Below are 25,315 nucleotides of genomic sequence, written 5' to 3'. Positions count from 1 at the left end.
ATTAACGTTAGGCTATAACAAATAATAATTAGATGTTACATACCGTTGACCAGCTACCATCTGTGCCCGGCTCAGCCGCTGTCCACCAGTTCGCTTGGTAAACCACACCGTTGTGGATGATCTTATCACCTTGGTTAGCGTGGCTTGGGTTACCAGCCCAATCCGTTTGTGGTAGAGCTGGGTATGTCACTAAACCTGTCGTATCACACGTACCTGGTTCAGTAGTACCACCATCACCCGAGCCTGCATTTAGGTCGCCAATTGGTAGTTCTGGCTGTTCAAACTTGAACGCAAACTCTTTACCACCAGAAATCACTGAGTAGTTAGCCGGACCAGAGATTGGTAGGTAGTAAACCATATCAAGCTCGTAAGTACCGCCCGCTGGTAAATCTTTCCAAGCAGGTAGAGAGAACGATACGCGGTGCATTACGCCATCTAAGCCACCGATGTTGTTTGCACGAGTATGTCCAGAAGCAATGACTTTCAAACCGCCACCAGATTGATCTTTCGCATTATCAGGAGCTGATACTGGGATATCAAACTGGAATTCAGTACCACCAGGGATCGCTTGACCAGTGTTGTTCGTAAACGTGATCTTCGGATTAATTGGGTAGTTTTGGTCGCCAACCTTAAAGCCGCCAACGCTGACTGTAATGTCTACCGCTTCTGTTGGTGTCGGGCCCGTCGCGACTTTATTACCGTAAGGTGTTGCAGACTTAAACTTGTCGTAGATAGCTTTGGTCATAGTGTTACCCATGTGGTACTCACCATTACCAGCTGCACAAGCTTGTTCAGTTGCATCTACTGCCGTACGATTACCATTTGCATCCAGTACGTAACAGTTGTAGTCGCCTGCCAGTTCCCAGAACATAATACCGCCGATTTCTTTATCGATAACGTAATCAGCTTTCACTTCGATAGAAGCTTTATCTTCCGTAGATAGGAACACGCTCTTCTCTGCGTTCCACAACCAAGGCGCTACAGCAACGCTATCGTAATGACGTGTATATGTACCAACAAACTTATCCGAAGGATCGTTAACTGGATCAAGACCGTAAGCGGCTGCGTAAGAGCCCCAGATACCATTTTCTAGGTTCTTCGCATGCCACATTGGGTTAGAGCCAGCGCCCATTTCGTTGCCTTTAGGGTCTGTATCGTGCCACATGTTGTCGATACCAATAGCACCGTGACCACAGTTGTTCTTCTCACCTTCACCGGTACCAGGTTGACACTCAGCTTGGTTTGGCAGTGCTGCTCGGCCCCACAGACCATTTTCACCACCAGTAACACCTTGCCAACCACGGGTGTAGTAAGGAACACCAATGTTGATACGACCTGCAGGCATAGAACCACGGAAGTAATGGTAAGCCCAGTCTGTGTTCAAGTAACCGATACCACCGTATGCAGCAGTGCCGTATACGTTCCACTGCGCTAGCTCCGAGTCTTTACCTGTATCGAATAATGCTGCGTTGTGACCAACGTGATCATTCCAAGCCCCATGCAAGTCGTAAGACATGATGTTTACGTAGTCTAGGTACTTAGTTACATCGAAGGTTTCCATACCACGCAGTAGGTAACCTGAAGATGGTGCTGCGATAGTCAGCATATAATGAATGCCATCTTGCGCGGATGCCGCGTCAAGTTTCTCACGCAATACTTTCATCAGCTCTTGGTAAGACGCCCATAGATACTGACGACGTGGTTCCATGAAGTCTTTGTCGTAAGGGTTACCAGCACCAGCCATTGATGTTGGGTATTCATAGTCAATATCCAGACCGTCGAACTTGTACTGACGCATCATTTCAACGGCTGAAGTTGCGAACTTCTCGATGCCAGCATGGTTAATAGAACCGTCTGCATTCGTCGTCATGGTGTAGAAACCACCGTCAGCCACACGATCGCCATTCGTATCGAAGTGACCGCCCGTTTCAGCCCAACCACCGATAGAGATTAGCGTTTTAACATCATGTTTTTGCTTGTAAGTCGCTAGCGCACCAAAGTGACCTTTAAAGCCAAGAGCAGGATCTACCTCAACGCCAGGCCAAGTTTTACCCGTAGCAGGGTTGTTAGGGTCATTAACGTCACCAACGTTTACTTTACCATCAGAACCAATGCTCACAAACGCGTAGTTAATGTGAGTAAGTTGCTCCCAAGGAATATCTTTAACAAGGTAAGTAGATTGAGGGTCCTCACCTGCGCGCCAGCTAGTAAAGTAACCAATCACACGACGTGGGTGATCGGTGCCCATTTTCTCGCGACCTTCTTCGTCATAAATAGAACAGTAAGGAACGTCTACACCCGTTGTTTGATACAAGCCATCAGGGCGACAGTTCGATGTCACCGCGCCACCGTTTACCGTTAACGTCGCGAGTGCAGAATCTGCAGTTGCTCCGGCATCATCGGTTGCTCTCGCATAAACACTTAGCGAACCAGCTTGTGAAGGCATTACATCAAGCGTGTATGGTGCAGTTATTGCGGTGCCAGCAAGGACGCCCGCCACATAGAAATCAACTTTAGCAACGGTGCCATCCGCATCTGCGGCATTCGCAGTCAGTGTGACGGAGCCACCCAAGTCAATAGAAGTCGCAGAAAGCGCAACATCCACTGTCGGCGCTTCGTTACCAGGTTGTGCTGGTGCCACAGTTAACGTCACAGCACTTGCTGTGCTCACTGCACCTGCATCATCATACGCCTTAGTAGAGAATTCGTGCTGGCCTTCAGTCGCTGTCCATGACGCAGCATAAGGCGCAGACGTTGCCTGACCAACTAATACGCCATCAACAAAGAATTCTACTTTACTAACAGTACCATCGGTATCAGCTGCATCTGCAGCTAGGTTAACAACTTCCCCCGCAGTCACAGAAGCCGACGCAGAAGGCGATGTCAGAGTAACAGTCGGGACTTCATTCTGAGGTGGATCAACCGGCCCAGTGCCATCACATGCGCCAAGTGTTTCCCACTCGCCCCACTCACCAGATTGCGCTGGGTTACTGTTTTGCGTCCAGTAACGTGCTTTGTAAGCATTACCTTCATGTTGAACTTGGTCACCACCGTTATAAACTTTTGATGATTGCCAAGTTTCTAGAGGGGCACAGTCAACCGCTGCGTAGCTATTGAAGGCCATAAGACAAGAAGCGGTGAGAGTGCTTAGTGTGAACACGCTTTTCACTGCGTTGCCGTTTTTAAGGTGCATAATCGCTCTTCCTTAAGTTATTGTTAAAACAATACTAAATGCGCTAAACAAAGCGCACTTATACTTTTATTTCGACGTAAAATAACTTAAGTACAAGTTGGTGATTTCACACTATCTATTTACGAGTTTTCCACACCGCCTCGCAACAATCCACTAAATGCTTGCAACAACGTACCTATTATTTGGCACCAGTAACTAATTTTATAAATCAAATAAATATGTCACTCGCAAATTAATAAAAAAGGCAAAAAAAGTCGTTATTTTGAAATAAAGATCACTAAGCCTTTGTTGACCTTGGCGTTTCATTAAAATGTCGCTTGTACTCGCGACTAAACTGTGATGGGCTCGTGTACCCGACCAGTCTCGCGGCATCATTAACACGTCGCCCCTCCAACTGGATTAACTCGCGCGCTTTATTAAGTCGAACTTTCTTAATGTATTGCAACGGAGATTCAAGCGTGACATTGCGAAAAGCTTGATGGAAAGCAGACACACTCATATTGGCTTCTTCTGCCAATGTTTGTACGCTCAACTGTTCATGGTACGCTTGATGAACACGATTCAGTGCTTTAGCGACCCTCGCGTAAGAGCCTTCTTGGTGTGCTAAGTCAAATAAAACATACCCTTCTTTGCTTACCAAAGTGCGATAAACAATTTCCTCAAGAAGTAGATCACCGAGCATGACAACATCCAGCTCATTACACAACGCGCTCATTAGTCGCTTGCATGCATCCAGCATACCTTCGCTCATGTGTACCGATTTAAGGCCGCAACGGGTAGTGTCCAGGCACTTATTACTGAATTTCTCAGCCTCAAGTTTTTTAACGAGCTTATGAAGAAGCGTTGGCGAAATATCTATCGAGATGCCAAGTAAAGGCTCATTGTTTGTCGCAAACGCTTCGCACTCCAGGGGCATGGGAACTCCTACGACAAGGTAATCATCGGGCCCATATTGGACAGGTGTATCACCGATATGAATGTTCTTATGTCCTTGACCTAAAACAATAATGCCAGACTGATAGACAAACGGCTGGCGATGATTTCCTTTGCTACTGCGATAAAACCATACGCCATCTATTGCGGTTTTCTTCATACCTTCTAAGTCATGCAGTCCCTGCTTTTCAACATATTGCTGCATGATATCTGCGAGAGTGTGCATTAGAGCGCTCCATCAATGACCAACGAGTTTGGTCTCTATTATCATTTCGTGCACTATACTTCCTCTCGACTTTAACTTTCTAGCTCAAAAGCATCAATTTTGTAGAAATAGGCAAGATATTTGCAGAAATCGACCTGTTAACGAACATTGATCAGGACTAATATGCACGTATTCAATCTCCTTTACTGGAAGCAAGAGGGCTAATAATGAACTTTTCTTATGTAAACCCAACCAAGATTTTCTTTGGTCAAAAACAAATCGCTGCAATCAAAGAAGCTATCCCACCCGACCAAAAAGTTTTAGTGGTATACGGCGGTGGCTCAATTAAAAAAAATGGCGTGTACGACCAAGTCTCAGAAGCACTAGAGGGACATGAATGGCTAGAGTTTTCTGGTGTTGAACCCAACCCAACCAAAGAAACGCTCGATAAAGCGGTCGCAATGGTAAAAGAACATGGTGTTGACTTTATTCTTGCTGTAGGTGGTGGTTCAGTCATTGATGGCTCTAAATACGTAGCAGCAGCATCTAAGTATGATGGTGATGGCTGGGATATCATGATTGGTAAACACCAAGTCACTGAAGCGACGCCTCTAGCTGCAATTTTGACACTGCCAGCAACAGGCTCAGAGTCAAACATGGGCGCAGTTATCACTAAAAAAGAAACTCAAGACAAACTTCCGTTCATGTCTCCAGCAGTACAGCCTAAATTTGCTGTGTTAGACCCGGATGTAATGAAAACACTTCCAGAACGCCAGCTTATCAACGGCATTGTTGACGCATGGGTGCACGTATGTGAGCAATACTTGACGCTTCCTACCGGCGCAATGGTTCAAGATGGCTATGCAGAAACACTGCTGAAAACCTTAAAAACACTCGGAGAACAGTTTGCCGAGCGAGACGACGATATGTGGCGCGCAAACTTAATGTGGTCTGCTAACCAAGCATTGAACGGGTTAATTGGTAGTGGCGTTCCACAAGACTGGGCGACGCATATGATCGGCCATGAATTAACGGCTCTATGGGGCGTCGATCACGCACGTTCTCTTGCAATCGTCCAACCATCGCTACTTCGCAACCAAATGCAATTTAAACGTCCTAAGCTAGAGCAAATGGGTCGCAACGTATTTGGACTTGAAGCTGGAGACGATCTTGCTGAACGTACCATCGAAGCGATCGAAGCGTTTTATCATCAACTTGATGTCGCAACTAAGCTAGAAAACTATGGTGAAAGTCGTGAACAAGCGATCGATGCCATCATCGAACAACTCAATAAACACGGAATGACCGTTCTCGGTGAAAACCAAGCGATTACTCTTGAACGTAGTCGTGAAATTTTAGAACTCGCTGTTGCCTAACAGCAAAAACAGTTCACTGCCCTTTCTAGGGTTTAACGGTATTGTGACTTAACGGTCACAATACCGTTTTTTTATGCTATTTTGTAAGCTTCATCACGTTCAAATTCGGGAACTCCTCAAAATAACGATTAATCCCTACAAACTCATTGATCGTGTAGGTCAGTAAAGAGACAACTGTCCAGCTTTACACAAACAAAAAATAAAATTGAATTCAAAGGTCTAACTTACTCATTTAATGGACCTTTTATTTGTTGTAGTTATCCACTACATTAGCTTGTCTGTTCGAGAATCCATTTTATGTGGCTAGTTGTTGTCGTATTAGCATTCATACATATCATCAGTATCCGTAAAGGTCCTAAGTGGGTCTTCTACGTATCCAAACCATTACCAGTGCTCTGTATGTTAGGAATTTTAATCCAGTCTCCTGCCTATCATATGCCATATACGCATTGGATTTTGATTGGCTTATCGCTCTCGCTGCTTGGTGATCTACTATTAATGCTCCCTAGAGATAAGTTTATTACCGGATTAGTGCTCTTCTGCTCTGCCCATCTTTCCTATAGCTACGGTTTTACCATCATGTCCGCTTGGCATTTTACGCCTTGGCTCCCTATTGCTTTATTTGGACTCGGTGTATGTTTCTATTGGTTGTTTCGACCGGACCTTGGTCAAGAAAAGCTCCCGGTTGCCAGCTACATATTGGTATTGATGACCATGTGTTGGGCTGCTATCGAGTATTATTTGAGTGGAAAAACTCAATCGTCCTCATTTGCAGTGCTCGGAAGCTTTATCTTCATCGTTTCTGGTACCGTCTTAGCTTTTGAACGCTTCGGGGGACGATCCGTATTTTCGCGACAAGTCGTCATGGTGACCTACTATTCCGCACAAACATTGATGGTAATGTCCGTTGTTGCCATCGTTGTTCGTTATCCGTATCTCAGTTGAACTGACTTATTAGTAATAGCTTTTGTACCTAATTCTTAAAACATTACTTTATCAAACACTAAAGTGAGCAGGTTCTTAATCTTAGAACCTGAATATAAGCTTGTTCTTAATGAAATAATGCGCACAACTTGCTATTGTAGAAGGATATTTTTCCTTTATAGCGTGCCCCTTTGAAAGAGAACACTCCTGTTGTTGAATTTAGCAACGTAAACAAGTGGTATGGCGATTACCACGCTCTAAAAGATATCAACTTCTCCGTACATTCTGGCGAGATCGTCGTGGTGTGTGGCCCTTCTGGTTCAGGAAAATCAACGCTCATTCGTTGCATCAACCATCTTGAATCGATTCAAGAAGGCCAACTTCATGTGTTCGACCAGCCTTCTCATGCAAAATCTCTCAAGCCCGGTAAAATCGGCATGGTGTTCCAGCACTTCCACCTTTTTCCTCATTTGACTGTACTGGAAAACCTCACCTTAGCGCCGATTCGCACACTCAAATTGTCAAAACAAGAAGCTGAAAAACGCGCACGACATTACCTAAAGCGAGTCAACATTGAAGAGCAAGCGAGTAAATACCCTATCCAGCTTTCTGGCGGTCAGCAGCAACGCGTCGCGATTGCCCGCTCCTTATGCATGGAACCGGACTTACTCCTCTTTGACGAACCAACTTCGGCGCTTGACCCGGAAATGATCAACGAAGTGTTGGATGTCATGGTTGAGCTGGCACAAAGCGGAATGACGATGATTTGCGTCACGCACGAAATGGGATTTGCCAAAAAAGTAGCGAACCGCGTGGTATTTATGGATGAAGGCCAAATCGTGGAAATGAACTCACCGATCGCCTTATTTGAGACACCACAGCATCCACGAACCCAAGCATTTTTGAACCAAATTTTAAGTTACTGATGATAGTTCGCGTAATCAAACCTGTGCTTCAAGCTTTACTACAAATGACGCTCCTCTTCATCGCGATTGTGTGGGTGTTAGACTCTGGTGCCGATGCTATGGGCTATCAATGGCAATGGGAACGCGTACCTGATTACATCGCTTTTTATGAAGATGGCGAATGGTGGCCCGCCGAACTTATCGATGGGCTATTGGTCACGCTTAACATCTCGGCCATTAGTCTATTCTTCACCTTAGTGTTGGGGTTGGTCACCGCATTACTAAGGCTTAGCGATTCGAAAGTCGGCAATGTTATTGGCACCACTTATGTCGAGGTAATACGTAACACGCCGTTGTTGGTGCAAATCTATTTGCTCTACTTCGTGTTTGGCCCCGTGATTGGTTTGGACCGATTCAGCACCGCCGTTTTGGCTTTATCCCTTTTCCAAGGTGCTTACACTGCAGAAATACTCCGTGCAGGTTTAAACAGTATTCCTAAAGGGCAATTCGAAGCAGCACAAACTCTCGGGCTGTCGCCGTTTTACACCTACAAAGACGTGATTTTGCCTCAGGTTTTACAGCGCACATTACCGCCATTAACCAATGAAGTGGTTTCTTTGATCAAAAACTCTTCCATTGTAAGCGTGATGGCGATTTTTGATTTAACAACACAGGCACGCAACATCGTCTCTGAGACGGCGATGCCGTTTGAAATTTGGTTTACCGTGGCAGCAATTTATCTTGCTCTCACTCTATCACTTTCTGGCTTGTCTGCATGGCTAGAACACAAACTCGGAGCCAGTTGGCGCAAATTATAAGGAGATAACATGAAGTTATTCAAAGCGACCATTACTGCATTATTAGGGCTAGCCATCGCTATGCCTACAATCGCGAAAGAAGATGTTGCCACACCCAATGTAGATCAAATCAAAGAACGAGGCACTTTGCGCGTTGGTATGTCAACATTTGTCCCTTGGGCAATGCGCAACAAGCAAGGTGAGTTAATCGGTTTTGAAATCGATGTTGCCAAACGCTTAGCAGAAGATTCAGGTTTGAAAGTGGAATTTGTACCGACCGCGTGGGATGGCATTATTCCCGCACTACTGGCGAAAAAGTTCGACGTGATCATCGGTGGCATGTCGGTCACGCCCGAGCGTTCCAAAAGCGTGTTGTTTACTGAACCCTATTCACACTCAGGTGTTCAAGTAGCAGCAAATAAAAAACTGGCTTCTGGTTTTAGCGAGTTTTCGGACTTTGACTCACGACGCGTAAAAATAGCGGCCCGTCGCGGCGCATTCACCGTTCAAGTCGCCAGAGAAACCTTCCCGACAGCGAAGATTCTGCAATTTGATGATGACGCTCAAGCGTTCCAAGAGGTGCTGAATGGTAACGCCCATGCGGTCATTGCTTCTAGCCCAAAACCAGAGCATGAGGCAGTGAAACACAGCGACAAACTATTCCTTCCATTCTCTGAGCGATTATCAAAAGGTAACGAAGCCTTTGCAGTTCGTTTGGGGGAAGAAGATAAAAAAGCCTTTTTCAATAAATGGATTGAAGCAAGAACCCAAGATGGATGGTTAAAACAACGTTATGAATACTGGTTCTCGACATTAGATTGGCAAGATCAAGTCGCGCGAGGCCAGTAATCTAAATGGCTCGTGGTCTTCGCGAGCCTATACTTTCCAATCATCCATTTTACTTTTTCATCATCTATCGGAGTCAAATTTTTGGGCGAACAAACCACCACTCGCACAGTACCCACTAATTCCAACACAGGTTCCTTTCTATCGCGGTTAAACACGCTAGATTGGGTACTGCTTATTATCTGTGGTATTGGTGGCGTTTGGCTGTACCATCGCTCCACTGTTGGTGTACATTATTTGTGGCAGTGGAAAGAGGCGTTTGAACTACTTTTTACGCCCAGAGCCGATGGTGGTTTGCCCTACTTCTTCCAAGGTTTGATTTCGACGTTAAGGCTCAGTATTTGGGGCATCAGCTTCGCGTTAGTGCTTGGCACGTTGCTAGGCTTAGCACGCTTCTCTCGCTCCGTTTGGTTGCGCACACCTGCAAACACATTTATCCAGTTGGTAAGAAACATCCCACCGTTGGTTTTTGTTTTTATTTTCTACTTTTTCATTTCTAACCAGTTGATCCCGTTACTCGGTTTGGAAGATATTCTACGAAACTATAACGGCGAACCAAATGCGCTACAGAGCTTTCTTTTTGGGCCTTATAACCTTTGGGAAAACCTTGCCTCTGGCGTGTTATGCGTCGGCCTACTCTCTTCTGCCTACGTTGCAGAAGTGGTGCGTGCCGGTTTACAAAGTATCGACCAAGGACAGTGGGAAGCGGCAGATTCATTGGGCTTGTCTCGATGGGTGAAGTACCGATTAGTTATCGCGCCACAGGTGCTTAAAGCAATAACACCTGCACTTGCCGGTCAAACCATCTCTTTGGTGAAAGACACCTCCATCGTTTCGCTAATTTCTATACAAGAAATGACTTTCGTTGGGACAGAGATGGCAAACTCATCAGGATATATCTTTGAAATTTGGCTGATTGTCGGCCTTGCTTACTTTTTGATTTGTTTCGGGTTGTCACTTATTTTTCGCTACATTGAAGCAAAATCGGAATCCATTTCAAATTAACTCAACCGTATATGTAATTAGACACATTTGAATCTTCAAATCAGAATTGCATCCTGTTACATTGAAAAGATGCTAAATTTTCGGCGTTTTTCATGGAGTTAAAGAATCAATCGGACTACGAGCGATACATTAAGCAAGATAATCTTGGTGAATATTACGTAGTTCTCAATCAATTCACTTTTCACAGTGTTTATCAGCCGATTTTTGATAAGCACCAGCGTATTATTGGAATGGAAGCTCTACTGCGAATTCGTGGCATTGATGGTTCGTTAATTCGTCCTGATGTATTTCTGGCCAACAATGGCCTCGATCCCTACTTTCGATTGTGTGTTGAGTTTTTATCCAGAGCAATGCACATTCGAAATTTTGCACGCTGTTTCGCAGGAACGCCTATCAAACTGTTTCTCAATGTAATGCCTCAAACCCTACTCACCCTAACCAAAGACATGGGCTTTAAAGACAACGGCCTGCTTTACAAGCGCCTTTCCGACCTTGGTATGAGCCCATCAGACGTGGTGTTTGAAGTAGTCGAAGAGTCATGCGGTGATACTGATTTACTGATCAAAGCCGTGCAGTTAATGAGAGCGAATGGCTTTATCTTTGCTATCGATGATTTTGGCGCTCAACATTCTGATATCGCACGTGTTCAGCAGCTCTGCCCTGACATCATAAAAATCGATCGCTCCTATCTACTTGATTACTGCGCCGGAGAAACCTTTTCCATACATAGCGCCGTTGAGCTCGCGGCTCATATGGGAGCAAAAGTGATCATAGAAGGGGTAGAAGAAGACGTGCAGCTGCAAGCGATGTATCAACTTGATTTGGATTATTACCAAGGCTTTTACTTAGGTAAGCCTTGCGCCATTCATCACTGGACCGATAGCCTAAACATTGAGACGACAGTGCATTGACACTACCCCCTTACGATACAGTAAAACCAAAAAAGCGCCGATGTATACTCGGCGCTTTTGGGTTTTGCTTGGCGATGACATGCCTAGCTAGGTATTAATTTGCTTAGAAAAAGTCAATAGAGTTACGTCCGCTCTTCGGATCACGAGTCGCTTGCGGCTTTTCAGCTTTCTTACCTTTCTTCGCTGATTGCGACAGCGCGTTTTGTTGTGCTTTCCGCTCTTTATGCGCTGCTTTTCGGCCTGTTGACTTAGGTCCAGATCCTTTAGCTGGCTTGCTTTGGCGAGATTTCTCTTTACGTGCAGATTGCGCTTCTTTCTTCGCTTTCTTTTCCGCTTTTTGCTCTGCCGTTTCAGGTTCAGTTACTGGCGCATCGCAAACCACAACATAATATTCCTGGTTAAACTCAAAAAAGTCACCATCATACATCTTGCGGCGCTTACGTGTTTCTAGCTCACCATTCACCGCGACGTAACCTTCTTCGATGATATGCTTTGCTTCGCCGCCACCGCTGACCAAGTTCGCGATTTTAAAAAGCTTGTACAGTTCGATCGGATGCGCATCAACGTCGATGCCAATCGCTTCGATCTCAATCTCTTCGCCTTCTAAATACTCTTCGTGGTCGTAATCTTGGGTCATGTTACTTACTCTTACTATTTGATGCCCTGAAGTTTAAACGCAATGCTTAAAAATAGAAACCTCTGCCGATGCTCAATCACTGATTAGCCTTGGCATTTGAGCACCTCTTAACCCATTTAACTTGCTGCTCGTTAGCTTGTATGTCGAGGCTTGGTTCAAACGAAGCTGCAATTACGCAGTCTGAAGGTATATACTCTTCAAGTTATTGTTGAAAAGAGCGAATACTTTGTCTCAACCAAGCAGAATTACCTTTGTCACGGCTAACTTGTTTAATTTTGTCGCACCTCCTGATGCCTACTATGATTTCGAAAACATCTACTCGTTAGAGCAATGGCAAGACAAACTTGCTTGGACGCAACGTCAAGTTGAAAAACTGGAAGGTGACGTGATTGGCGTACAAGAAGTATTCAGTATCGAGAAGACCCAGGCATTCTTTTCAACCATCGGCTACCCCTACTTTGCGACCGTTGACACCCCACATGTTGAGGATGAGTACATTTACTCAAGCCCTGTTGTGGCAATCGCATCTCGGTTTCCAATAGAAAAAGTACAAGCGGTAGAGTTTGACTTAGCAACGCTTGAGCCTTTTGGAGTAAGTGTTGCTCCAGAGTTCAGTCGCAAACCTATCTATGCCCAAGTCATACATCCTGTACTCGGTCATATCGCCGTTTACGTGACGCACCTAAAATCTCAACGCCCAGCCGACTCAGAACAACCAGAAACGTCTAGCACGATTATGGGGCGCTGGTTATCCACCCAGCAAAGAGGTTGGGAAGCTGCGATGTTAAGAGACGCGATGCAAAAAAGGTATAGAAAGGAGCCAATGCCAACGGTGTTAATGGGCGATATGAATCAACCTATCACTCCAACCAGTGTTAATAGCGCATTGGTAGCCAATACTGGTGACAGCGTCACTGAGTTGCAACTCAAAGATGGATGGTCATTACAAAGTGACGCTCTGAAGGATGAACGCCCCGCTACGCATTATCATTTTTCCACTGGGAATGTACTCGACTATATCTTGCTCTCTCAAGAGTTTGACACCTTATCAGATATATCAGTTGCCGAGGTTGTTGATTATCAGGTGTCTAACCAACATCTGATCAACCCGATTTATGACAGAGATAAAAACGCCAGCGACCACGCATTTGTGGCGCTGACGGTTGAAGTAAAGCTTTGAGTAACCTATTTAGTAACTTAGTGGCGTTTAACGATTTTACGTGGGATAAGTTCTACGCCAGGCTTGTAACGCTTGGCGGAAGCATTGAGTGCTAACTCCATTGCACTGTCCGCGATCAACTCAAATTGTTGAGGTAAAGAGTTGATTTTCACTGGCAAGAAGTCCAGCAGTCGATTATCACCAAACGTCGCTAGGCGAACTTTGCTCATGAGTTCTGGCTTTTCGAGCATCACATCCAACACACCTTCTAACAGTGTGTATGACGTTGTGACAATGGCATCTGGCAGCTCGTTCTCTGCTAGCCATCTCTCTAAGACTTTCTTGCCTTCTTCTCGGGAGAAGTGTTGTCCATAACCCACTGTTGCCGTTTTGCCACCTTGTTGAGAAGCGGATAGAAAACCGAGCTCACGCTCTTTTGAAACTTGAAGGTCTTGCAACGCTCCAATCAAGCCTATGGACTTTATATCCTCGGACAGCACTGACTGAGTGAGTTCAAGTGCGGCGTCAAAATCTTCGCTGATGACACAACAAAAGTGCTCATCATCCATTGGACGGTCCAGCGCAATAACTGGCGTACCCGAGTTTTGCAACTTAAGATAATACTCGTTTGCAGTGGGCATACCACTTGCCACAAATAACGCATCAATGCGACGACTGACTAACGCTTCCGCCACCTTTTGCTCTGTATCAGGATCATCATCAGAGCAGCCAATTAAAATTTGGTACCCTGCTTTACGCGAGTTTTGTTCGATCAGTTTTGCAAGACGCGCATAACTGGTGTTTTCTAAGTCTGGGATGATAAGCCCAAGTGAGCGTGAATTACCTGCTCGCAAAGAAGACGCCGCATGATCTGGCTTATAATTGTATTCTTCTACAACGGCCATCACTTTCTTCTGAGTCTTCTCGCTGATGCGGTATTTCTGCGCTTTTCCGTTAATCACATAGCTTGCAGTTGTCTTAGAAACGCCTGCTAATTTGGCTATTTCATCCAGTGTCATATTCTAAACCTTATTCTGTGCGCGCGATCATATTAATACATCAGCGATCTTTCGATAAGTTGAATTATAAGCTGAACCGATTCAGTATAAAAGCTGAAAGGATTCAGCAAAACTTAAAAATTGACGTAAATCACCTGAATACACAACAAACCAATTTGTAGGCTAGGCTATAGGACAGCGGCAAAGGCTCGTTTGTTAACGTCAGTTTTTAAAATGGTTTTTCTGAGTCTTTTAAAAAATTTACCAACAAGCTGAATCGATTTAGCTTGGAAGATAGAAAGGTTTGAGGAGTGATAAGCGCTCAGCAGAAGCAGCGTTCAACTTCTCACACAGAATACATTTTTAAATTGATACCTTAAGGCTGGAGAAGCACCATGCTTAAGCTAAATAAGAACGACATTACCCTCTCGCAATCAGCGACAGATAAGTTTGCAGCAATCAAGAATATTGCGCAAAGCCTGACAGACAAAGGCCTTGTTGAACAAGGTTATGTGGAAGGCATGCTAAACCGTGAAAACCAAAACTCTACGTTTTTGGGGAACGGTATTGCCATCCCGCACGGCACGACTGACACTCGCTCAATGGTGAAAACAACGGGTGTTGCTGTGCACCACTTTCCACAAGGTGTCGACTGGGGTGATGGTAACACGGTATTCGTCGCTATCGGCATTGCAGCTAAATCTGATGAGCACCTTGGCATTCTTAAACAGCTAACGAAAGTGCTAGGCGCTGACGGCGTAGAAGAACGCCTACGTAATGCAAAAAATGAAGACGAGATTATTGCCCTGCTCCACGGTGATGTTCAGCTTGAAGCAGACTTTGACGCTTCTTTAATTCAACTTATGTTCCCTGCGAGCGATATGCTACAAATGAGTGCTGTTGCTGGTGGTCTTTTGAAAAACACGGGCTGTGCTGATAACGAGTTCGTCGCAGATCTCGTTACCAAAACACCAACTCACTTAGGTAATGGCCTTTGGTTAATTGGCAGTGACAAACATGTAACTCGCACAGGCGTGTCATTTGTCTCGACGGCAAACGACTGCGAATATGAAGGTCAAAAAGTGCGTGCACTTGTCGCGTTTGCGGCATGTAACAATGCTCACCAGCCTATCCTAAAAACGCTTTCTCATATTGTGTTTAACAATGAGCACGGCAAGCTTTTAGATGCATCAGTAGAACAGATTCTTGCTTTGTTTAAAGGTGAAGAAGTCACAGCCGCATCTTCAGAAGAAGGCAATACCGCTGTATTTAAAATCAAAAACTCTCATGGTTTACATGCTCGTCCGGGTGCAATGTTAGTGGCGGAAGCGAAAAAATTTGAATCCACCATTCGCGTTGCCAACCTAGACGGTGATGGCAAAACAGTAAACGCGAAGAGCCTAATGAAAGTCATTGCGCTTGGCGTTAAGCACGGTCATCAACTTCAATTTACTGCGGAAGGCCCTGATGCACCGCAAGCCTTGGAGTCTATCGGGAATGCTATCGCTTCTGGCCTTGGTGAAGGTTAAGGAGCCGATATGACGAACAAAACAAGTAAAGTTGTCACTATTACGCTCAACCCGGCATTGGATTTAACAGGTTCAGTAAATGAGCTAAACGTTGGTTCCGTGAGCCTAGTGCAGCAAAGCAATCTCCATGCTGCAGGTAAAGGTGTAAACGTAGCAAAAGTGTTGAGCGATTTAGGCGCAGATGTCACGGTTACCGGCTTTCTTGGTAAAGATAACCCTGAGCTATTCCATCAGCTTTTCAATGACATCGGCGTTAAGAATGAGTTTGTAGAAGCACAAGGTGCCACTCGAATCAACGTCAAGCTCGTTGAGGCTAGTGGCAACGTTAGTGACATTAACTTCCCTGGTGTTCAAGTAACGGCTGACGAAATTGCTCGCTTCGAGGAGACGCTATTCCGTCTCGCAGAGACTCATGATTACTTTGTGCTTGCGGGTAGCTTACCTGGAGGCGTAACCGCCGAACAATGTGCTGCGTGGATAAAAGCACTGCATCAACAAGGCAAAAAGGTGTTGTTCGACAGCAGTAAAGCTGCATTGAAATCAGGTATTGAGGCTCACCCATGGTTGATTAAGCCTAACGATGAAGAACTTGGTGATTTTGTTGGCGAACACCTAGAAACACCAGAACAATGCCAAGCCGCCGCGCAAACACTGAGTGACAAAGGCATCGAGAACATTGTTGTGTCGATGGGTGCTGACGGTGTGATGTGGCTAAACCAAGGCGAATGGCTTCGTGCACAACCCCCTCGAATGAATGTGGTAAGCACCGTTGGCGCAGGCGATACGCTAGTTGCTGGCTTGTGTTGGGGTCACATGCAACTGATGCCGAAAAACGATTTATTGCGCTTCGCTACAGCACTTTCTGCCTTGGCAGTTAGTCAAGTCGGCGTAGGGCTAACCAGTCAGGAAGAACTGGAGAACATCAAGCAGCAAACTGAAGTTAGCGAGCTTTACCCTATTACAAACTTAGAACAAAACTAAGGAACAGAAGGTTATCGTATGAATATTGCCATTATTACTGCCTGTCCGAGCGGTGTTGCAAATAGCATCCTTGCGGCAGGGTTACTAGAACAAGCAGCCGCAAAATTAACCTGGAATGCAAAAATCGAATGTCAATCAAGTGTGGTTGAACCTACATTGCTGACGGAAGCTGACGTTGAGCAAGCAGAAGTCATTATCATTGCGGCAAATACTTGCGTGGATACTTCTCGTTTCGTAGGGAAAAAGGTTTACCAAGCGGAAATCCGCGAAGTAGCAAAAGACGCAACTGCGTTTCTCCAGCAAGCGGTTGAAAACGCCACTTTACTTGAAAAAGCAACCACACTTGCAGCCCCTATCACTCCTGAAGCAACATCAGCAGCGAAGAAAATTGTCGCAATCACCGCTTGTCCTACTGGCGTTGCGCATACCTTTATGGCAGCAGAAGCGCTAGAAGAAGAAGGCAAACGCCGTGGCCATCAAATCAAGGTGGAAACTCGTGGTTCAGTTGGTGCGAAAAACCAACTGACAGATCAAGACATCGCAGACGCTGATCTAGTGATCATTGCTGCAGATATCGAAGTGCCACTTGATCGCTTCAACGGCAAAAAGATGTACCGCACGAAAACAGGCCCAGCTCTGAAGAAAACAGCCGAAGAGATGGACAAAGCATTCGAGCAAGCCACGATTTACCAACATTCAGGTTCTGCAAATTCTGCTTCGGCAGCAGACGAGAAGAAAGGCGCTTACAAACACTTGATGACAGGGGTATCGCACATGCTGCCTGTGGTTGTCGCTGGTGGTTTGATCATCGCCCTATCGTTCGTGTTTGGCATTGAAGCATTTAAAGAAGAAGGCACGCTAGCTGCAGCATTGATGAACATTGGTGGTGGCTCTGCATTCGCATTGATGATTCCTGTTCTTGCGGGTTACATCGCGTTCTCAATTGCTGACCGTCCGGGTCTGGCTCCTGGTCTTGTTGGCGGTATGCTAGCAAGTTCAACGGGTGCTGGTTTCCTAGGAGGTATCGCAGCTGGCTTCATTGCCGGTTATGCAGCGAAGCTCCTTGCGGACAAAGTAAAACTCCCACAATCGATGGAAGCGCTTAAACCAATTCTGATCATTCCATTTGTGGCCACACTGTTCACAGGCCTTGTGATGATCTACATAGTAGGTGGCCCAGTTTCAGGCATCATGAACGGCCTGACTGACTTCCTAAACAACATGGGATCTGACAGTGCAGTTCTGCTAGGTATTATCCTTGGTGCGATGATGTGTTTCGACCTAGGTGGCCCAGTAAACAAAGCCGCTTACGCATTTGGCGTCGGTCTATTGGCTTCGCAAACTTACGCGCCAATGGCAGCAATCATGGCAGCTGGTATGGTTCCTGCGCTAGGTATGGGTTTAGCGACCTTCATTGCGAAGAACAAATTTGAACAAAATGAACGTGAGGCAGGTAAAGCATCTTTTGTATTGGGCCTGTGTTTCATCTCTGAAGGCGCAATTCCATTTGCCGCCAAAGATCCAATGCGTGTGATTCCATCTTGTATGGCAGGTGGCGCGCTTACTGGTGCCCTATCTATGCTGTTCGGTGCAAAATTAATGGCACCACACGGCGGTCTGTTCGTACTGTTAATCCCTAACGCCATTTCACCAGTGTTAATGTACTTAGTGGCTATCGCAGCTGGTACAGCAGTAACTGGCTTTACTTACGCTTTCTTAAAAAGCAAAGCAGAAGCCAAACAAGAAGTCGCGGCTTAAACAGAATTACTCCGCTTAACAATGCCACCCTCGAATTTGGCATTCAGCACCTCCCTTTAATTCCGGTTAAGGGAGGTGTTTTTTATTCCGCAGCCGGAACGGCAACAATGTCTACTTCCCCACTGTTCATATCCACGGTAGCTTTATAAGTACTATGCGGATCACCGTAATGTTTAAAGGTGAAGTGGTATACATTGGCCGGCGTCCACAAAGTTTTCGAATCAGCGGGCATAATGTCATAGCCATCTTGCTGATAAAGCTCTGTCGCCATTACATTCGCAATTGCCGCCTGCTGGTTTGAGTCACGATCCACCTTTGGCTCCAAAGAAGGGTTACTCGGGTAAGATTCACCGTTGTAACTCATGAGTCGATATGAGCCATTACTCCAAACGATGAAATCTTGCCAGCCATTGCTGTAACTATCTGCAAGTACAATAGGCATGCGAGTGACAGACATTCGATTGATAACGTTCCCCTCGTTATCAAACATATAAGCTGCACAACCACCGCTGCCACAGAAATAACGGTCTTGTAGCAATACAATGTGTTCTGCATTGCCATCGCTGTTTAAGTCGGCGCTACCCGATATATAACGTAGATTGTCTTGTTCGAGTGAAAGCCCTTCAGGCGCTAAAACCTTGTTATCAATCCAGTTGGAGATGACTTCAGTGCTAACGCTGTTGATTTTAGGAACGGCTTGCTTAGCCTCTTCTGTAGTCATACTGTCTGTCGTAGTACAGCCGACCAAGGTGAAAGAACCGACGAAGAAGAGTCCGTGTAATACGCGCTTGTTCATGTTATCTCGCTCTTTGATGTATCGTTCCATCAGTATACGCATGATTTGCATTGCATTCGTAAGAAAATCATTAGAATCAAGTAAATGAATGGGTTGGTGTACATTGGTAAGATCAAAAAAGCCCTGAAGAAAACCTTCAGGGCTAGGCAGGAAGCTGGCAAATAGCCAGGAGTCCCTATGCAGTGGTCGGTTTTACCCTAAACAGAATCGCAAACATTACTGGCACTACAATCAGTGTCAGTACTGTAGCAAAACCAAGACCTGCCATAATCGTTATTGCCATCGATCCAAAGAAGGCATCGAAGACGAGTGGAATCATCCCCAAGATGGTCGTCAGAGCAGCCATACTTACCGGACGAACACGACTGATCGCACTATCGACAATCGCGAGGTAAGGCTCTTTCCCTGACTCCAACTCAAGGTTAATTTGATCAAGCAACACAATACCGTTTTTCAAAATCATGCCACTTAGGCTCAGCAAACCAAGGAATGCTGTAAAGCTGAACGGCATATTAGTGGTAAGCAAACCAAAGGCAACACCAATGATCGCCAACGGCACGGTGAACCAAATGACCAACGGCTTTTTAATTGAGTTAAACAGCAAAATAGTAATGATGAACATCAACAAGTAACCCATCGGCAACGAACCAAACAGACCTTCTTGCGCATCTTTCGATGATTCATACTCACCACCCCATGTGATTTCGTAACCTTCTGGAATATGCAGTGCCATCACTTTAGGCTGCACACGCGCAAACAAGCTTGCCGCCGTGTCGTCGCTCAACACATCGTGGTCAGCGAGCACAGTTAACGTGCGCTTGCGGTCACGACGCTGAATTAGCGGCTCGCTCCAATCCAATTTAACGCCATCAATCACTTGGTCGACCGGAATATACGTTTGCAGTGATGGGCTCCAAATGGTCACGTTTTGTAGTGATTCAAAGTCCACGCGTTCTTCTTCAGGAAGGCGCGTCATAATTGGCAACGTGTGTGTACCATCACGTAAGTAACCCAACGTGCTACCACCAAACGCCATTTGCAGTGTGCTTGAAAGATCTTCTTTCGAAATGCCCAAGCGACGAGCTTTAGACTCATTGAAAACAGGCACAAGCTCCTTAGTACGCTCTCGCCAATCGTGACGAATGTTTCGGGCACCAGGGTCGGTATGAAGGATGTCTTCAACTTGCACCGCTAAATCACGTAAAACTTGCGGATCGGGACCAGTAATACGCGCTTCGATCTTAGACGCTGGTGAAGGGCCAAATTCCATCAATTTAAATTGAAATGTCGGTGCATCAAACGTCTTCGCAAGGTTAGCGTCTAACTTGTGCAACAAACCGAACATGCTCTCACGATCAGTGGCGCGAACTTGGAACTGGGCGTACGCTTCGTAGCTTTTCTCTGGCTGGTAAGTCAGAGCGAAACGCTGCAAACCCTGCCCAATTGAAGCAGAAACAAAGTCAATATCATCTTGCTGACGAATGTAGCTTTCTACCTCTTCAGCTTTTTTGATCGTTTCGCGGATGTCCGTACCTTCTGGCATCCACATATCAACGTAAAACATCGGCGTGTTCGATGGTGGGAAGAACTGCTGTTTTACATTACCAAATGCCACGACAGCACCCACTAATAGCGCGACCATGCCAGCAACCGTGAGCCAACGGAATCGCAGTGCGAATTTCAGCGATGCGCCAAATACAACAAACAGCCAACCTTTATAGGGATCTTCTTCGTTGGTATCTTGGCCCTTGTCCTCTTCTTTCAACAATAGATCTGCGAGGAATGGCGTCAGCGTAATAGCGGTAATCCAGCTCAAAAATAGTGAGAAACACAGCACCCAGAATAGAGAGCCCATGAACTCACCCGTTGCATCTTGCGACAAACCGATAGGTGCAAAAGCCGTAATCGCAATGATGGTTGCGCCAAGCAAAGGCCACTGTGTTTGCTTTACAATATCGACGGCCGCTTGAACTTTAGTGCGCCCTTTTTTTAGGCCAACCAAGATGCCTTCCACGACCACAATCGCGTTATCAACCAGCATACCCAGAGCAATAATTAACGCGCCAAGAGAAATACGGTGCAGCTCGATATTGTTGTAATTCATCAAGATGAAGGTACCGAACACCGTCAATAACAGCACGACGCCAATGATGACACCACTGCGTAAGCCCATCGTAAAAAGCAGAACGATGATAACGATCGCCACAGCCTCTGCTAGGCTAATCACAAACGCTTTAACGGACTCATCCACTTCATTGGCTTGGTTGTAAAAGTAGTTCATATCGATGCCAGCAGGCTTGATCGACTCAAGGCTCGCAAGCTCCACATCCAAACGTTCGCCAACCTCAACCACGTTCACACCTGACGCAAACGAGATACCGATATTAATTGCTTTTTGACCGTTAAAGAGTACGACGTTGCTTGGCTTCTCTTGGATACCACGAGAAATCGTTGCTACGTCTTTTAGACGAATTAGGTTCCCAGTGTCACGACCATGAATGATCAAGTTTTCTAGCGCTTCTACGGTGTTTAAGGTACCACTTGGACGAATGACAAGGCTTTCGCCATTGACCATCACTTCCCCTGCTGAAACCACATTGTTTTGTTGGTTCAACAAGCTCGCAACCACATTCATGTCTAAGTTCAGCGCGGCAAGGCGATCAAGTGAGATCTCAACGAATAGCATTTCTTGCTGATCGCCCGTGATATCCACCTTTCCTACGCCATCAACCAGCTCGATTTCACGAGTCAGGTAATCAGCATAGCGTTTTAGCTCGACATAATCGTAGTCATCGCCAGTGAGCATCAGCATCACGCCATAAACGTCACCGAAATCATCAATGATCTGCAAAGATTGTACGCCCTGAGGCAAAGTTGGTCGCAAGTCATTAATTTTACGGCGCATTTCATCCCAAATTTGCGGCAGTTCATCAGGACCATAGTCCATTTCCATACTGACCGTGATTTGAGACATACCATCAGAAGACGTAGAGGTAATTTTGTCTATATAAGGGAGTTTTCGAATCTCTTTTTCTAAAGGGTACGTCAGCTCTTCTTCAACCTCTTTCGACGTCGCGCCAGGGTATGTTGAAATGATCATGGCATCTTTAATCGTAAATGCCGGGTCTTCTAGTCGCCCAAGCTCCAAAAACGACGTTAGACCACCAACAGCAAGGATAATAATGAACAACCAGCTGATGACTTTATTTTTTATTGAGTACTCAGCAATGTTCATTATTGTTTATTCTCCACAACATCCACATGTTTACCTTCACGTAATTTACGTAGGTTTGAATTAATCAGAACGTCGCCTTGCTTAACTCCTGACGACACAATGGCTCCGTTGCCATTCACTTGGGAAATCATCACAGGCACCCGAGTGACAACGTCACCCTCTTTTTTCCATACAAAGAACTCATTCTCTTCGCTGCCCGCTTGAAGCGCCGTTACTGGAATACTGTAACCATCGATGGAGGTAATCCCCGCCTTAACCATATCGACCAGAACACTGACGCTGGTTCCCGGTAGAATCTCTGCTTTTGGCTGTGGCATCGTCAAATACATTTCGTAAGTTTGAGTTTCGGAGTTAGGCTCACTTGTGTGCTCTAAATAGTCCAAAGCAAATGTGTCACTAATGCCGGAGAAGGTTGCTCTAGGCTTGTAACTCATGTTGTCTGAATTTGGGTCCACCATAGCGAGAACATTGTCGGAAAGCTCAATACGCACGTACACCAAATCGTTTTGATATAGGTTCAACACCGGCTCCCCAACTGCCACACGTTCAAAACGCTCTTTAAAAACGCCCGACACTTTACCGGCAAACGGGGCGAATAAACGGGTGTAGTTCAATTGATTGGTGGCGTTATAGAAATTAGCCTCTGCCAACTCTTTATTAGCTGTTAGCTCATCAAGCTCGGCTTTTGAGATCATCTGACGAGCGTGTAGGTCTTCGCCGCGTTTGAGCTGACGAATCGCCAGTGTATATTGCGCTTCTGCGTCATTTACGGCTTGCTTTTCTTTGCTGTCATCCAGCTTTGCAATCATTTGGCCTTGCTTAACAACGTCGCCCGCTTTCACCAACACGTGTTGAATTTCTCCCGCGCGGCGGAATGCCATAGGCGTTTGCTCTGCTGGTACAACTATTCCTTTAAAAGCTCGATATTGGCTTTGTACCGGCGCATCCACAGAGATAGTCGACACAAAAAGCGGCTGCTCGACGACAGCTTGGTTTTCATTTTTGCAACCCGTTAAAACTGCAAGCGCAATTGCAGAGATCGTAAGTAGAGATCGTTTCATTAAATGCCTCCCTCACGAACCCAAGCTTTCACGACTTGTCCTTCGACCAGTCGTTCAACGCCAGCAACAACAACGTAATCATTGTTATCAAGCCCTGCTTTCACACCTCCAGAGGCATCAAAAGACACAGTGACTTTATTAACTTGCTGTGTGTTTCTGTCCATTACCCACACTTCGCCTTGCGTCTCTTTTTTGTTTACCCAAGCAGATTGAGGCAACGTCATCGCGTCCGATAGATGTTGTTTAGCTATGTGCACCTGCCCTGTCATACCTGTTAGCAAATTGCGATCTTCTGGTCGAGTGATGGTTACGATCGCCTCATAACTGTTGGTATCGATATTTGGCTGAGTCGAAATTTCTTTAAATTTTCCAGGGATACGTTTTCCTGGCTCGCTATCCATCGTCACCCACATATCGGAGTTTTGCAGTGACTCAAGTGATACGGATTCCGCATAACTGACTGGCAGTGTGAACGACACATCTAAGGTCGTGTTATCGATAAGATTCAGGATCTCTTGCTTCTCTGCGACCACTTGAAACGGGTTGACATAGGTGTATGACACGATGCCATCAAAAGGTGCGTGAATCTTGGTATAACTCAAATCTGTTTTGGCTTGTTCGTAGTTTGCCAATGCCGCTTTATATTGAGTTTCTTTCTGGTCGTACTCATCTGTACTAATCAGCTTTTTTCCATAAAGGTTTTTCGCGCGCTCCCATTGCGTTTTTGCTAACGCGAACTGGGCTTGAGAGGCGTCTAACGCAAGCTGAAGATCTTTAGGGTCTAACGTTGCAAGCACTTCACCTTTTTTTACCTCTTGGCCCATGCGAACAAGTAATTCATCGACCTCACCACCAACCTGAAAAGAAAGCTGTGCGCGATGTGTCGCATCAATACGCGCTAAAAAGGCATGCGAGTCTTCAACTTCTAGATCTTTCACCGCCAGTAATTTTACAGGTTTGATTAAAGGTTCAGACGGCTCGGAAATGGCTTTGTTACACCCAGTTAGCATGCCAGAGAGACTTAATGTCACCACAGCAGCAACTAAAGTGCGCTTTAAATATTGTTTTCGCACCCGCTTTCTCCGTAGGTTTTATATATTACACAGTCGTGCAGTATATTCAGAATTTGAAATTGATCAACATATTTTCCAGGTGGAAAGCAAATTAATTAGTCAAAGCGTCCGGTTTCTGGTAAAAGTAAGCGCGTTGATTAATATTCGGGAAAATTCGAACTATGAATGAAAGAAAGCAGGGGCGTAGAAGTGCTGAAGCCGCAGAACAAACTAAGTGTCTGATCCTTAAGGTGGCAGCAGATATGTTTTGTGAACTTGGTTACGAGCGTGTCTCGCTGCGCAATATCAGTGAAAAGGCTGGTGTTTCACATAGTTTGATCCGTCACCACTTCGGCAGCAAAGAGAAGATTTGGCAAGCGGTTAGTGACGCGATGGATGAATTCATGCAGTGCTATATGGCTGAATTAATCAATGAGATGCCTGAGAACACACCTTCGAATAGAAAAATTTATCTGTTCATGGTTCGCATGCTGGCATTTGCGCTCGTTAATCCTCACCCAGTACAGATGATCGCTGATGCTATTCGCCAAGGCGATGATGGTGCCCTGCTGCAGTATTTCTTAAAGTCAAAAGATGAGTTTGCTGCGATATTTACCGGAATTTTTGAGCAGTACAACAGTGAAAACCCTAACGCCCAATTTGATCAGTGGGAATCAAAGTGGCAGATGTTGATTTTTGCACATGGTGCAATCAGTCTTACTCCGATGATGCAAGAGACATGGCCTGACATCGCTGATAATCGCGAAAAAATGCTGATCAAACATTGGGAGTTGTTCAATACGATCATGGCGTCTCAGTTTGGGATTGCAAAAGAAGACATGATTCATCCGGAAAAACTTGAAGATATCGTTATCGACATGTGTTGTACAATCGACAAAGCGGTCGGATAAGGCTGCAGAAACTACGATAACTTCCAAGCGTATAAATAAAACCGATATACATAAAAATGCCGAGCTAGAAAGCTCGGCATTTTTGCTTGTTTCTTGCCTCGCG

Annotated in this window: 20 protein-coding genes; 12 read left to right on the top strand and 8 right to left on the bottom strand. The window is 45.5% G+C overall.

What is annotated here, in order from left to right; genetic code table 11:
* Positions 1-28: 28 nt before the first annotated feature.
* Positions 29-3,193, bottom strand: a complete 3,165-nt coding sequence (locus ACWPOD_RS03235) for a chitinase C-terminal domain-containing protein (RefSeq protein WP_456231558.1) — start codon at positions 3,191-3,193, stop codon at positions 29-31.
* 277 nt (positions 3,194-3,470) lie between these two features.
* A complete protein-coding gene (locus tag ACWPOD_RS03230; protein WP_164665609.1) occupies positions 3,471-4,352 on the bottom strand; it encodes an AraC family transcriptional regulator in 882 nt (293 codons plus the stop codon).
* A 206-nt stretch (positions 4,353-4,558) separates the two neighbouring features.
* Here ACWPOD_RS03230 and ACWPOD_RS03225 point away from each other — a divergent pair, with 206 nt between their 5' ends.
* From ACWPOD_RS03225 to ACWPOD_RS03195, 7 genes are all read left to right on the top strand, one after another.
* On the top strand, positions 4,559-5,707 hold the full coding sequence (locus ACWPOD_RS03225; protein ID WP_262656088.1) for an iron-containing alcohol dehydrogenase: 1,149 nt from the start codon (positions 4,559-4,561) through the stop codon (positions 5,705-5,707).
* 297 nt (positions 5,708-6,004) lie between these two features.
* A complete protein-coding gene (locus tag ACWPOD_RS03220) occupies positions 6,005-6,652 on the top strand; it encodes a lysoplasmalogenase (protein WP_048625012.1) in 648 nt (215 codons plus the stop codon).
* Between the two features lie 170 nt (positions 6,653-6,822).
* Positions 6,823-7,557, top strand: coding sequence for an amino acid ABC transporter ATP-binding protein (locus ACWPOD_RS03215; RefSeq protein WP_020835258.1), 735 nt, complete (start codon positions 6,823-6,825; stop codon positions 7,555-7,557).
* Positions 7,557-8,354: an amino acid ABC transporter permease gene (locus tag ACWPOD_RS03210; protein ID WP_046876071.1), complete on the top strand. Its 798-nt coding sequence runs from the start codon at positions 7,557-7,559 to the stop codon at positions 8,352-8,354. The genes ACWPOD_RS03215 and ACWPOD_RS03210 overlap by 1 nt, the downstream gene beginning before the upstream one ends.
* 9 nt (positions 8,355-8,363) lie before the next feature.
* Positions 8,364-9,182, top strand: a complete 819-nt coding sequence (locus ACWPOD_RS03205; RefSeq protein ID WP_456231557.1) for a transporter substrate-binding domain-containing protein — start codon at positions 8,364-8,366, stop codon at positions 9,180-9,182.
* An 81-nt stretch (positions 9,183-9,263) separates the two neighbouring features.
* Entirely contained in the window at positions 9,264-10,184 is a 921-nt protein-coding gene (locus ACWPOD_RS03200) for an amino acid ABC transporter permease (protein ID WP_456231556.1), read from the top strand.
* A 92-nt stretch (positions 10,185-10,276) separates the two neighbouring features.
* Positions 10,277-11,095, top strand: coding sequence for an EAL domain-containing protein (locus ACWPOD_RS03195; RefSeq protein ID WP_005397994.1), 819 nt, complete (start codon positions 10,277-10,279; stop codon positions 11,093-11,095).
* A gap of 103 nt (positions 11,096-11,198) precedes the next feature.
* Here the strand turns inward: ACWPOD_RS03195 and ACWPOD_RS03190 are convergent, their stop codons facing one another.
* Positions 11,199-11,732, bottom strand: a complete 534-nt coding sequence (locus ACWPOD_RS03190; RefSeq protein WP_054867581.1) for an RNA-binding S4 domain-containing protein — start codon at positions 11,730-11,732, stop codon at positions 11,199-11,201.
* Positions 11,733-11,958: 226 nt separating this feature from the next.
* Between ACWPOD_RS03190 and ACWPOD_RS03185 the strand changes: the two genes are divergently transcribed.
* Positions 11,959-12,912, top strand: a complete 954-nt coding sequence (locus ACWPOD_RS03185; protein WP_456231555.1) for an endonuclease/exonuclease/phosphatase family protein — start codon at positions 11,959-11,961, stop codon at positions 12,910-12,912.
* A gap of 17 nt (positions 12,913-12,929) precedes the next feature.
* Here the strand turns inward: ACWPOD_RS03185 and cra are convergent, their stop codons facing one another.
* Positions 12,930-13,910, bottom strand: a complete 981-nt coding sequence (gene cra, locus ACWPOD_RS03180) for a catabolite repressor/activator (protein ID WP_456231554.1) — start codon at positions 13,908-13,910, stop codon at positions 12,930-12,932.
* Between the two features lie 374 nt (positions 13,911-14,284).
* On the opposite strand from cra, the gene fruB reads away from it, so the two are divergent.
* From fruB to fruA, 3 genes are read left to right on the top strand one after another with little or no spacing between them, the layout of a single operon-like run.
* On the top strand, positions 14,285-15,418 hold the full coding sequence (fruB, locus tag ACWPOD_RS03175; protein ID WP_006742266.1) for a fused PTS fructose transporter subunit IIA/HPr protein: 1,134 nt from the start codon (positions 14,285-14,287) through the stop codon (positions 15,416-15,418).
* A gap of 9 nt (positions 15,419-15,427) precedes the next feature.
* Positions 15,428-16,399: a 1-phosphofructokinase gene (gene pfkB, locus ACWPOD_RS03170; RefSeq protein WP_456231553.1), complete on the top strand. Its 972-nt coding sequence runs from the start codon at positions 15,428-15,430 to the stop codon at positions 16,397-16,399.
* Between the two features lie 18 nt (positions 16,400-16,417).
* Positions 16,418-18,157 (top strand): PTS fructose transporter subunit IIBC, encoded by a 1,740-nt coding sequence (fruA, locus tag ACWPOD_RS03165; RefSeq protein ID WP_048625003.1) that lies wholly within the window; start codon positions 16,418-16,420, stop codon positions 18,155-18,157.
* Positions 18,158-18,239: 82 nt separating this feature from the next.
* Here the strand turns inward: fruA and ACWPOD_RS03160 are convergent, their stop codons facing one another.
* The 4 genes from ACWPOD_RS03160 to ACWPOD_RS03145 all read right to left on the bottom strand — a co-directional run bounded on the left by ACWPOD_RS03160 (position 18,240) and on the right by ACWPOD_RS03145 (position 24,322).
* Positions 18,240-18,953, bottom strand: a complete 714-nt coding sequence (locus ACWPOD_RS03160) for a hypothetical protein (protein WP_456231664.1) — start codon at positions 18,951-18,953, stop codon at positions 18,240-18,242.
* Between the two features lie 175 nt (positions 18,954-19,128).
* Positions 19,129-22,188 carry an efflux RND transporter permease subunit gene (locus ACWPOD_RS03155; RefSeq protein WP_167427469.1) on the bottom strand — a complete coding sequence of 1,020 codons (3,060 nt, stop codon included), beginning with the start codon at positions 22,186-22,188 and terminating at the stop codon, positions 19,129-19,131.
* The gene (locus ACWPOD_RS03150) at positions 22,188-23,249 is read right to left on the bottom strand and encodes an efflux RND transporter periplasmic adaptor subunit (protein ID WP_167427468.1); all 1,062 of its coding nucleotides are present in this window, start codon (positions 23,247-23,249) and stop codon (positions 22,188-22,190) included. Before ACWPOD_RS03150 ends, ACWPOD_RS03155 begins: the two co-directional genes overlap by 1 nt.
* The gene (locus ACWPOD_RS03145; protein ID WP_456231552.1) at positions 23,249-24,322 is read right to left on the bottom strand and encodes an efflux RND transporter periplasmic adaptor subunit; all 1,074 of its coding nucleotides are present in this window, start codon (positions 24,320-24,322) and stop codon (positions 23,249-23,251) included. The genes ACWPOD_RS03150 and ACWPOD_RS03145 overlap by 1 nt, the downstream gene beginning before the upstream one ends.
* Before the next feature lie 161 nt (positions 24,323-24,483).
* Between ACWPOD_RS03145 and vdeR the strand changes: the two genes are divergently transcribed.
* Entirely contained in the window at positions 24,484-25,212 is a 729-nt protein-coding gene (gene vdeR / locus ACWPOD_RS03140; protein ID WP_006742273.1) for an efflux transporter transcriptional repressor VdeR, read from the top strand.
* Positions 25,213-25,315: the final 103 nt, after the last annotated feature.

The organism is Vibrio sp. JZG120 (assembly GCF_053890955.1).
The sequence above is the reverse complement of the archived record's forward strand: the minus strand, read 5'-3'. Positions and strand labels throughout refer to the sequence as shown.